Genomic DNA, 11328 nt, shown 5'->3' with positions numbered 1-11328 from the left:
AGAATTAAATGTAAGAAACGGTAGATGAGTTGTTAAACACATCTTTTGGTCTAATAAATATCCTATAGGTGATGACTAGCAGAGGATAAGTGTGCAGAAGTTATGTAGATGCAAGTGGCAGCAAAAAGAGGCGATGTTGAGCGTAAAAGGGAATGCACCAATAGGTGAAATAGACTTTAGACAAATGATAATTTTACTATGGGGATTAACCAATCTAATTATCACACAGTCTGAAGGGATTTACATCACGAATTACTTCAGACTGGTGCATAAATCCTACTTAGTACTTTTCGTAAATTTGTTCGTTTATAATAGTAAGAAACCTAACGAAATAATGATTCCACTAGCAATTAATGTAAGTACACAAAAGCCCATAATATCTTTTGCTTTTAGACCTGCGATGGCAAGAGCGGGTAAAGCCCAAAAAGGCTGTATTAAGTTCGTCCAAGCATCTCCCCATGCTACCGCCATTGCGATTTTAGGAATGGAAACATCCAATGCGATCGCTGCGTCTAACATAACAGGAGCTTGCACAGCCCATTGACCTCCACCAGATGGTACAAAAATATTGACAAGACCTGCACTCAGGAAAGTAAATAATGGTAAAGTATGTTCATTAGCAATGGAAACAAATCCATTGGATATAACAGCCGCTAGGCCGGAAGCTGTCATCATACCAATAATTCCTGCATAGAACGGAAATTGAATAATAATGCCACTGCCACCTTTAACAGCATTCGTAACTGCCTGCAAAAAGTGACGAGGGGTACGATGAAAGAGAATACCAAGAAATAAAAAAAGAAAGTTTACAATATCTAAATTTAGGGCAAAACCATTAGTAACAAAATAATAAAATAAGAAGATTAATCCCATCACGCCAATAAGTAACGAGAGTATTTGGCTATTCTCTAATTTCTCTGCTGGTGTCATGGAATCTCTTTCTAATGTCGCTGCAGGTAAATCTTCTTTTAATAACGCTGGATCAACCGTAACAGTATCATCTTTAGCTGGAAGCATGATACGATTGACAATAGGTAAAACAATAAAAAGTGCGATAGTGATAATCAAGTTAAATGATGAAAAGATGGTTTCGCTTGTTGGAATAATCCCAATCAAATCTTCGGAAAAATGACCTGGAGTGGCAATTGTTAGCGGTGTTGATCCTGAAATACCACCATGCCATATAACAAAGCCTGAGTAAGCGCTTGCAATTAATAGCCTGTAGTCGACTCCTTTTACATGGCGCGCTAACTCTTTGGCAAATAAAGCACCAATGACTAATCCAAATCCCCAGTTAATCCAACTAGCAAGTAATGATATGATTGTTACAATAATAACAGCTTGCCCAGGTGTTTTTGCTTTTGAAGCTAATGCACTCAGTCCAGCTTTGAATATAGCGCTGCTTGCTAATACATGACCGGTAATTAATACTAGCACCATTTGCATAGCAAAAGATAATAATCCCCAGAATCCTTCACCCCAGAATTGGACCATTTGATATGGACCACTATCAGTAAATATGAGTCCAAGTGCAAACACTAAAAATGTTAAAATGATAACAAATAGAAATGGGTCTGGTAAGTATCTTTGCATTAAACGATTAAAAAAGCTAACAATTATTTTCATCTATCATTCCCCCTTTTGATAGAATTTTATCATATGATTCTGAAAATTATTACTTTAATATAACAAGATTTTAAAAAAAGAAAGGATGTAGATTTAGTGAAGAAACTGACTATTTTATTTGTTGCAAGTTTCCTACTTATTCTTATGGGTTGTAATTCTAACAATGAAATGGATGAAGAACCAGAATCGGTAGATGTATCGAATCAGCAAAAGGTAGAAGTGGTGGCAGAAGACCTTGATATCCCTTGGTCAATTAATAAGCGCGATGATGTATTCTATTTATCCGAAAGAACAGGTACAATTGCTAAAATTGAAGGGGGAGAATTAACTCGTCAACCCGTAGAATTAGAGAAATCATTATCAACGGCACAAGAAGCAGGATTACTTGGGTTTGTTTTAATTGATGATGGTACAAAAGGGATTGCATATTATACATACGAGCTCGATGGTCAACCGTTAAATCGTGTTGTCACATTATCATTGGATGATCAAAAACAGGTGTGGGTGGAAACGGATTTACTTTTAGATGAAATTCCGAGTGGTGCTTTTCATCATGGGGGTAGGCTAGCGATTGGTCCAGATGATAAATTATATGTCACTACAGGAGATGCGACAGAACCTGAACTTGCACAAGATCAAAATTCGTTAGCAGGAAAGATTTTAAGGATGAATAAAGATGGCAGTATTCCAGAAGATAATCCTTCAAAAGAATCTTATCTTTATAGCTATGGTCATCGTAATCCTCAAGGTTTGGCATGGACAGATGAAGGAGAAATGTACGCAAGTGAACATGGTCCAACAGCAAATGATGAAATTAATAAAATAACCGCACATGGGAATTATGGTTGGCCTGAAATTACGGGTACAGAGGAAAAAGAAGGGATGATTACCCCACTCGTCACCTCAGGAGATGACACAACCTGGGCACCATCAGGTATTGCTTATGCAGATAATAATCTTTATATAGCAAGTTTAAGAGGTACCGCAGTCATGCAGTTAAATTTAGAGACAAATGAAATGTCTACTTTAGTAAGTGACGTAGGTAGAGTAAGAGATGTTTATGTCGATGGGGATCATCTGTATTTTATCAGTAATAATACAGACGGCCGCGGCAATCCGGCAGAACAGGATGATCGGTTATATCGATTAAAAATCAGATAAGTAGCAAAACGATAAGTGAACAGCAGTTAAACTTCTATTCGTCTAAGATGACAGCGACCCCAACTTTATGGTAAGAATGAATGTAGATAGTTAACGAATGGAGTTGTAGAAAACATAATGTCTGACTTTCGCACAACCGTAATTATTCATAAACCAGTTGAAGAAGTTTTTTCCTATATGGTCGATATAGATAATATTCATGAGATCATGCCACTTGTAGTAAAGAGAGAAAAGATCAATGATGGGCCATTAGCTGTTGGTACAAAACTGAGAGAAACAAGAAGAGTTCGTGCTTCCGATATCACATCTGAAATCGAAGTATTAGCATATGAAACAAATAAAGTATTTGCAACGCGTTCCAATTCCAACGGTTTAATCGCAGAATACTATTATCGTTTTGATGAAGTGGATGAAGGTACACAGGTTGATTTAGAAGCTAATATTAAAACAACAGGATTTAAAATGAAGCTTTTGCGTAAATTTTTAGTGAACATGGTACATCGTGAAGATGGCTATCAATTAACGAATTTAAAAAATATGCTTGAAGGTACGAAAGAAATATCTGATGAAGATGTCTCCAAAGAAGGCGAACAGATAGAAGAAAGACCTGAAGAAAATCAAACAAAATAAGCTTTTAATAGAAAACAGAACTTCCAACGGTATATGGAGGTTCTGTTTTTTTAAAAAGTATTTATTCATCAAATTGATAGGTCCAAAAGCGTTCTTGGTTAATTCTAGCCATCACAGCAGGGTCCTGTTTCTTAAGGTTTTCTTCCATTTCCTTAATCATTAGCTGTGTTTGTGAGACATGGGCTTTTAATGTATTCAATTTAATGTCAGCAACTTCTGTTACATCATGAACAACATCTGCCGCACCAATTTCTTCCTCACAATTGTTAGAAAAAGCGACGCAATATACCTTTGGACGTTTTTCTTTTGGAAGGTTTTTAACGGCATGAATAACTGCCGCTCCTGTTGCATCATGATCTGGATGCACTGCATAACCCGGGTAGAATGTTATGACCAAAGAGGGGTTTAATTCTTCTATGATTTCACCCATATGTTGTGCTAGTTTATCTTCTGGTTCAAATTCAACCGTTTTATCGCGATAACCAAGCATTCTCAAGTCAGTTATGCCCATCGCTTTAGCGGCATTTTGAAGCTCTTGTTTTCGAATATGTGGCAATGATTCTCTTGTCGCAAAAGGGGGATCGCCCATATTTCTACCCATTTCACCCAGTGTTAAGCATGCGTAAGTTACAGGTGTGCCATTTTGAATATGCTTGGCAATCGTACCAGAAACGCCAAATGCCTCATCATCTGGATGAGGAAAAATAACAAGTACTTGTCTTTCTTTTTCCATCATTCTTCCTCCTTCCGCTATTTATTCAAAGGGTGTTTCGCTAATTTCTAGAGAAACCGCTAGTTTACCTTTAAAATCATGACCAGCCATTAATAAGCGATCATGTTCATCTATTTCATAATGGGTAATGCCTTCCGCATACACCCAACCGATGTCAGTTTTTAACCCGATTCTGTAAGGTCCGTTTCCGGCGATTTTACTATGAATATATTTTAGTTTGGCATTACGAATATAGGCACCTGATGAAAAGAAAGTCTCATCAAAGTGTGAAGCGTAAGCACCGTTTGTTGTTTCAAGGTGGATATAAACGTCCTTATTTGCACGTTCATCCAAAGCCAGCTGTACTTGTTCTTTCATGACGATATCCAAATTCATTTCCCCCTTTCGAAAAGCATTTCTATATAATTTGTCAAAATGAGAATTAAGCTATCCATTTGATTCTTTTATTTTACTAAAAAAAAAGTGGTTTTGCATAATGTGTGACTCAGGGAGCAGCATGATTAGAAGAATTGATCAAGAAACAAAAAGGAGAATGCTCACTCGAGAGACATTCTCCTTAAAATGTTATTATTGTTCAACCTTCGTACGATCCGCACCAAAAGTACGGTAAGCACCGTGCATTGTTGGTCCAACATATTCATTTAGTTTGAATCCATGTGTAATGGCTGCAGTGATAAAATCTTTGGCTACATCGATTGCTTCTGTTACCGATTTGCCCTTTGCCAGTTCAGCAGTGATGGCACTTGAGAAAGTGCACCCTGCCCCATGGATGTAAGGCGTATTAATCAGTTCAGCCTGTAAGATTGTGAAATTTTCTCCATCAAATAAAAGGTCAATGGCTTTTTCAGATTGCAACTTACTGCCACCTTTAATGATGACATATTTTGGACCAAGTGCATGAATCTTTTCCGCCGCTTTTTTCATTTCTTCAATTGTTTTGATCGGTTTCACTTGTGCAAGTTGTGATGCTTCAAAAAGATTTGGTGTCACAACGGTTGCTAAAGGAACGAGTACCTCACGAAGGGCATCCGCTGTTTCAGGATGTAGTACTTCATCTTCGCCTTTACATACCATTACTGGATCAATAACTGCAGGAACGCCACTCTCTTTAATTGTTTTGGCAGCTGTTTCAATAATTTCCACTGAACCAAGCATACCTGTTTTCATTGCATCTATGCCAACAGAAAGGATGGTTTCAATTTGAGCCTCTAATGTACTAATTTCAATTGGAAAAACATTATGATGCCAGTCGTTTTTAGGGTCCATTGTTACAATAGTAGTAAGTGCTGACATTCCGTACACACCAAGCTCTTGAAAAGTTTTCAAATCAGCTTGAATCCCCGCACCACCACTAGAATCTGATCCAGCTATAGTTAAGACTTTTTTCATAGTCATCTGACGTTTCCTCCCTGGAGTGATAGATTAGACATGCATTTTATCATCATTATAACAATTATTTTAAAAATGTATATGGTCTCTATTTTAATATAGTGAATCTGGTTATATTTTATTTATAATTGGTTGATTTTTATCAATTCGCTCGTAAAACATAATACCGTTTAGATGATCGAGCTCATGTTGCATAAGAATAGAGGCAAACCCTTTAAAAGAGAGTGTGACTTCCTCACCTTTTTCATTATACGCTCTAACTTTAATTTTTTCATACCGTGGCACTTGGCCGAATACTTCACGATTAACTGATAAGCAGCCTTCTCCTTCTGGAATACAAATAATATTTGTTGAATGACTGATAATCTTCGGGTTAATCAATTGGTATTCATATGATTGCCCTTTTTCATCTTCATATTTAGCAGCGAACATTCGTTTAGCAATGCCGATTTGATTGGCTGATAAGCCAGTGCCAGGGCGTAATTTGTATTTCTTAGCTAATTTCTCATCCTGACTATTTCGTAAGTATACGAGCATCGCTTGTAGCTCCGCTAAATCTTCCTCAGTTGCCGGTAACCTTAAATCCTCTATTGGTTGATGAAGAATCTCATGCTTTTCATCGACAAAATCTTTCATGGTAATTATCGTATCTTTAGAAATTTTCCTCATAGTTAAAAACCTCTTCTACATTTGTCTGTAATGACCTTGCAATTTTGAAGGCGAGCGCTAAAGTTGGGTCATATTTATCGTTTTCAATACAATTAATGGTCTGCCTACTAACGTTGCATTCCTTTGCTAATGCCTCTTGTGTTAAGCGCAGCTGTATTCTTAGCGGTTTTATCCGGTTTTTCAAATCGTAGTCCTGCCTCTCCTGTCAAAGGTTTTGGACATTGTTTAAATTAACAAACATTTTCCTGTTTGTCTATCTTTCAGTTTTATCCATTGCATAGCCGCCGGAAAATCGCTTTAATGGTATATATAGACGTGAATGGTGAAAAAGGTGGTAGTATGCAGAGTACCGGAATTATTTTAGCGGGTGGTAAGTCGAGTAGGATGGGGGAAAATAAAGCTTTGTTAGCGGTGAATGGGGAAACAGTAATCGAACGCCTAGTAAGGGAGTTGCAATCCGTAACGAATGATATTCTTATTGTAACAAATACACCAGAAGATTATCATTTCCTCCCTGTTAAAAAGGTAAGTGATCGCTACCCTAATAAAGGTCCGTTAGCTGGAATTGAGTCTGGCCTATATCATTCTACAAATGATGAAAATATTATTGTTGCTTGTGATATGCCCTTTGTTACGGCTGAAACAATGAAATGGCTTTTAAACCATCTCGAAGGCTATTCAGCAGTTATTCCTGAAGTGAATGGTCAAATTCATCCACTTCTTGCTGTCTACCATAAGAGAGTAAGGGAAATAGTAGAGAAATGTTTAGAGGCAAATGATTTGAAGCTACAGTTATTCTTAAATCAGTTAAAGGTAAAAAAAGTAACAGAAGAAGATGTAACTCGGCATCGTCTAGTTAATTTTGAACAAAGCTTCTTCAATATGAATGACCCGAGTGATTGGAGGAAAGCAATACAAATTTCTAGTAAGAATTGATAAAATAGAACTTAGATGCGAGGTGTTAAAATGAAGTTTGGAATTTCAAAAGAGCCAATCAATATACAAGAAGTAATTGATCATGTCGTACAAAGAAACGCAGGCGCTATTACGACGTTTATTGGAACAGTAAGAGAATTAACTAAAGGTAAGAAGACTTTGTTTTTAATATATGAGGCATATGAAAGTATGGCTATAAAAAAGCTTGAGCAAATTGGCACGGAAATTAGGGAGCGATGGCAAGGAGCCGAAGTAGCAATAGTGCATAGAGTAGGTAAATTAGATATAACGGACGTTGCTGTTGTGATTGCTGTCTCGACACCTCATCGTGCTGATGCTTATGAAGCAAACCGATATGCCATTGAACGTATTAAAGAAATCGTACCCATTTGGAAAAAAGAACATTGGGAAGATGGACAAGAATGGATTGGCGACCAATTGGAAAAAGTATCTTATCCTGAAGGGAAACCGGAGGCGAAACATCTAGATGAATAATGTATTGTTTTTTGCTCATTTAAAGGATGAAGTTGGTGTGGAAAGTTTACAAATAGAGGCGAAAGGTAAGAGCGTATTAGCGTTAAAACAAGAAGTACATGAAACGTATGGTTTATCATCAATTGATAGTGTCATGACAGCGATCAACGAAGAGTTTGCTGAAGATGATGATGTGATTCAAGAAGGGGATACGATTGCCTTTATTCCGCCAGTTAGTGGAGGCTAATGTAATGAATGATAGATACTCAAGGCAATTATTATTTTCTCCCATTGGTGAAAAAGGGCAATCACTCATTGGGCGTAAGCATGTCTTAATGATAGGGGCGGGGGCACTTGGTTCTGGCAATGCTGAAGTGTTAGTTCGCTCGGGTGTAGGCAAGTTAACCATCATTGACCGCGACTACGTAGAAGCAAGTAATCTCCAAAGACAACAGCTTTATACGGAAGAGGATGTAAAAGAGAAGTTGCCTAAAGCTATTGCTGCTAAGAAGAGACTAATGGCGATTAATTCAGAAGTTGAAGTGGTGGCGATGGTAGCTGATGCTGTGCCGTCTTTGTTAGAAGATCTCGTTAGTGAAGTTGATTTAATTCTTGATGCGACAGATAATTTTGAAACGCGAATGCTCTTAAATGATATATCACAAAAACATCACATTCCATGGATTTATGGTGCATGTGTCGGCAGCTTTGGAATGAGTTTAACCATTATTCCTGGTGTGACACCCTGTCTGCATTGCTTGTTGAAGAAGATTCCTATTCAAGGTATGACCTGTGATACAGGTGGAATTATAGCTCCTGCTGTGCAAATGGTTATCGCTCATCAAACCGCAGAAGCACTCAAGATATTGGTAGGTGACTTAGATGCCATTCGCACGACTTTTACAAGCTTTGACATGTGGCGAAATCAATATTCGAATATAAAGGTTGCTAAAATAAAGGATACAGGTTGCTTATCATGTGGGGAGGCACCGACCTATCCGTTTCTCCAACAAGAAAACTTAACAAAGACGACTGTACTTTGTGGAAGAGATACGGTGCAAGTGAGGCCATCGACTGTCCAGCAATTAGACTTGCAAAGGCTATCTCAACAAATGAAGGTGTCGGGCTATGACACGAAAGGGAACCCGTACCTTTTGTCAATTGATCTGAAACCAGAAAGAGTTGTAATCTTCCAAGATGGTCGGGCACTCATCCACGGAACAAAAGACCTGGCACAAGCACGCTCCATCTACCAAAAATTATTAGGTTAATAAGAACCGCATCTTCTGTTTGAAGAGCGGTTTTTCTTGTTTGCTTTTAAGGAGCCAAAAACAAACAACATGGTGGGTGTTATTGCCGATATGAACATAACATATAAGAAGTCCAATAAGTAGAGTGGGGAAACGGGAAATCTCAACCAACGCAGGTTATTTTAGATCGAAAACTGAATTGAGTGTCGAGTTAAAGCGATTTGAAGTTCGGTCAGAAGCAAACACAGAAAGGAAACAAAACGAATCTGTACACCGTATATTATTACAATTCCGTGTATACCGTCGGAGGTGGTATAAAAAAGATTGAATCATTGTCTCTCATATCGCTAACTGTGTAACGCTGTTTTCGTAAAAAAATCATTAAATGAGACAACAGCGTAAATAGTATTTGATAATTTCTGTTTGATATGATAATTAAATATACAGGTTAATTTCATTTTTTACATAGTCAAAAGAGAAGGTGGTGTTTTTTTGGATCAGGTCGATAAGAAGATATTAGATTTATTAATTGAAAATGGTAGAATGTCTTATGTTGATATTGGTAAACAATTAGGTCTTTCCCGAGTAGCCGTAAGGGAAAGAGTGTCTAAACTTGTTGAAGATGGTGTGATTGAACAGTTTACAGTTGTGATTAATAGTGGCAAGGCAGGGAAAGAAGTTTCCGCTTTTTTTGAGATTGATTGTGAACCGAGTTCGTTAGTGAAAGTAGCCGAGGCGTTGGCGGAGAATGCAAGTGTTGCTAGTTGTTACCAAATGACCGGCCCCTCTACTTTACATACACATGTGTTAGTAGATAACTTTGATGCACTTGAGAGGTTTATTAACGAAGAATTATATGCCCTAGATGGCATTACGCGTGTGGAAAGTAACATATTGCTAAGAAGATTTAAAAGTCGTCGCGGGTTAAAATTGTAGTAACATTGCTTATTTTGTATCGAATGCAAGCTGCGATAATAACAATTAAGCCAATTGGAACTTCTGATTAGACATTCTGATAGATAGCGGAGGTAATCCCAAGTAGCACGTCCAACTTCGGAACAACCGAAAAGATAGCTGAACAGCACCAACCAATTTGTCCGTCTTTTGAAAAGAAAACCTCCTAACTTTGCTAGATTCCTGATCAACGAGATTTGATACCCTATTAAACTTAAATATTTTTTGAAAAACAGGTACTCGCCACTGGCGGGTCTTTTTTTTGTGTGGGACAAGAAATTGGTAAATTACCTTTTGTTTTTGAAAACGCTTTACCTATCGATAACTAAAAGATAATAAATAATTATACTTAAGTTACATAATGAACATATTTGTAAAATAATGAAAACAAAAGGAAATTGAAATAAAAAATAATTTAAAAAAATGAAAAAATATATAGAATTTTGTATATTTATGTTTTATAATCATTTTTAAATTATTTTAAACATTTAGTAATTAAAAAAAGGAAAATGATTAACAAATGATTTCGAAGGAGGGGTGAAATTGGTCGGATTTATATTCAGAAGATTTTTTCAACTTGTGATTCTACTATTTGGTATTTCCTTTCTTGTATTCTCATCCATGTATTTGGCGCCTGGTGACCCGGCATCAATGATTGGAGGGCCAACAGCATCAAAAGAAGATGTGGAGGCGATAAGAGATAATCTTGGTTTAGATGACCCTTTTCTTACACAATATGGTCGCTATGTAGTAGATCTTGTACAAGGTGATTTAGGATATTCATATCAAAACCAACAGTCTGTAGCTGAGGCGATTGGGGTAAGACTGCCAAATACGCTAAAGTTAGCAATTGCCAGTATGATTGTCGCCATTGTTATTGGTATTTTAACAGGGTTGATATCAGCTCTTAAACAAAATTCTTGGCTAGATGTAGGGTCAACAACCTTTGCTCTTGCGGGTATCTCTATACCGAACTTTTGGATGGGTGCTGTCCTTATCCTTATATTTTCCGTTAACTTACAACTACTCCCGGTCGGTGGGTTATCTTCACCATGGTATACCATTGAAGGGGTGAAGGAATTAATCTTACCTGCAATCACTTTAGGGACAGGGGCAGCTGCGATGATTGCTAGAATGACGAGATCATCTATGCTTGAAGTAGTAAGGGCAGATTATGTAAGAACAGCAAGAGCAAAAGGTGTAAAAGAACGCGAAGTTATATGGATTCATACATTAAAAAATGCGATGATTCCTGTTTTGACAGTGATTGGTGTGAACTTTGGTTCGCTATTAGGAGGGACCATTATCACTGAAAAAGTATTTGCGATTAATGGTGTAGGTAGGCTAATGATTGACGCCATAGCAGCTAGAGATTTTCCGATGGTACAAGGCTCTGTTCTTTTAGTAGCTACACTCTTTGTTGTTGTGAATTTAGTCGTTGATGTGGTTTATACATATATTGATCCAAGGATTAAATATCAGTAATGACGAAGGGAGGAAAAACTG

The 11328-nt window shown here is 37.3% G+C and carries 14 protein-coding genes; 8 read left to right on the top strand and 6 right to left on the bottom strand.

Annotated elements, in window-relative coordinates:
* Positions 1-306: 306 nt before the first annotated feature.
* Positions 307-1626, bottom strand: a complete 1320-nt coding sequence (locus tag MKX67_RS22330) for a short-chain fatty acid transporter (RefSeq protein WP_095371475.1) — start codon at positions 1624-1626, stop codon at positions 307-309.
* Positions 1627-1722: 96 nt separating this feature from the next.
* On the opposite strand from MKX67_RS22330, the gene MKX67_RS22325 reads away from it, so the two are divergent.
* Positions 1723-2787, top strand: a complete 1065-nt coding sequence (locus MKX67_RS22325) for a PQQ-dependent sugar dehydrogenase (protein WP_233435339.1) — start codon at positions 1723-1725, stop codon at positions 2785-2787.
* Positions 2788-2904: 117 nt separating this feature from the next.
* Positions 2905-3417 (top strand): SRPBCC family protein, encoded by a 513-nt coding sequence (locus MKX67_RS22320; protein WP_095371476.1) that lies wholly within the window; start codon positions 2905-2907, stop codon positions 3415-3417.
* A gap of 61 nt (positions 3418-3478) precedes the next feature.
* Here MKX67_RS22320 and bshB2 read toward each other — a convergent pair whose 3' ends face one another.
* From bshB2 to MKX67_RS22295, 5 genes are all read right to left on the bottom strand, one after another.
* Positions 3479-4150 carry a bacillithiol biosynthesis deacetylase BshB2 gene (gene bshB2, locus MKX67_RS22315; RefSeq protein ID WP_095371477.1) on the bottom strand — a complete coding sequence of 224 codons (672 nt, stop codon included), beginning with the start codon at positions 4148-4150 and terminating at the stop codon, positions 3479-3481.
* 21 nt (positions 4151-4171) lie between these two features.
* On the bottom strand, positions 4172-4519 hold the full coding sequence (locus tag MKX67_RS22310) for a YojF family protein (RefSeq protein ID WP_095371478.1): 348 nt from the start codon (positions 4517-4519) through the stop codon (positions 4172-4174).
* A 198-nt stretch (positions 4520-4717) separates the two neighbouring features.
* Entirely contained in the window at positions 4718-5545 is an 828-nt protein-coding gene (pdxK, locus tag MKX67_RS22305) for a pyridoxine/pyridoxal/pyridoxamine kinase (RefSeq protein WP_095371479.1), read from the bottom strand.
* A 105-nt stretch (positions 5546-5650) separates the two neighbouring features.
* Positions 5651-6208 carry a peptide deformylase gene (def, locus tag MKX67_RS22300; RefSeq protein ID WP_095371480.1) on the bottom strand — a complete coding sequence of 186 codons (558 nt, stop codon included), beginning with the start codon at positions 6206-6208 and terminating at the stop codon, positions 5651-5653.
* Positions 6192-6392, bottom strand: coding sequence for a helix-turn-helix transcriptional regulator (locus MKX67_RS22295; protein ID WP_095371481.1), 201 nt, complete (start codon positions 6390-6392; stop codon positions 6192-6194). Before MKX67_RS22295 ends, def begins: the two co-directional genes overlap by 17 nt.
* A 116-nt stretch (positions 6393-6508) precedes the next feature.
* Here MKX67_RS22295 and MKX67_RS22290 point away from each other — a divergent pair, with 116 nt between their 5' ends.
* The 6 genes from MKX67_RS22290 (at position 6509) to nikB (ending at position 11307) form a co-directional block, all read left to right on the top strand.
* Entirely contained in the window at positions 6509-7144 is a 636-nt protein-coding gene (locus MKX67_RS22290) for a molybdenum cofactor guanylyltransferase (protein ID WP_095371482.1), read from the top strand.
* A 30-nt stretch (positions 7145-7174) separates the two neighbouring features.
* A complete protein-coding gene (locus MKX67_RS22285) occupies positions 7175-7639 on the top strand; it encodes a molybdenum cofactor biosynthesis protein MoaE (RefSeq protein ID WP_095371483.1) in 465 nt (154 codons plus the stop codon).
* Entirely contained in the window at positions 7632-7865 is a 234-nt protein-coding gene (moaD, locus tag MKX67_RS22280) for a molybdopterin converting factor subunit 1 (RefSeq protein ID WP_095371484.1), read from the top strand. The genes MKX67_RS22285 and moaD overlap by 8 nt, the downstream gene beginning before the upstream one ends.
* 4 nt (positions 7866-7869) lie before the next feature.
* On the top strand, positions 7870-8889 hold the full coding sequence (locus tag MKX67_RS22275) for a thiazole biosynthesis adenylyltransferase ThiF (RefSeq protein ID WP_095371485.1): 1020 nt from the start codon (positions 7870-7872) through the stop codon (positions 8887-8889).
* A gap of 522 nt (positions 8890-9411) precedes the next feature.
* Complete coding sequence (locus MKX67_RS22270) at positions 9412-9804, top strand: Lrp/AsnC family transcriptional regulator (RefSeq protein WP_233435367.1); 393 nt, start codon at positions 9412-9414, stop codon at positions 9802-9804.
* Positions 9805-10365: 561 nt separating this feature from the next.
* Complete coding sequence (gene nikB / locus MKX67_RS22265; protein ID WP_095371486.1) at positions 10366-11307, top strand: nickel ABC transporter permease; 942 nt, start codon at positions 10366-10368, stop codon at positions 11305-11307.
* The last annotated feature ends 21 nt before the right edge of the window (positions 11308-11328 follow it).

Origin of the sequence: Cytobacillus sp. FSL W7-1323 (assembly GCF_038595015.1) — a bacterium.
GTDB classification, from domain to species: Bacteria; Bacillota; Bacilli; order Bacillales; family Cytobacillaceae; genus Cytobacillus; species Cytobacillus kochii.
This window is presented reverse-complemented; position numbering and strand designations above follow the sequence as displayed.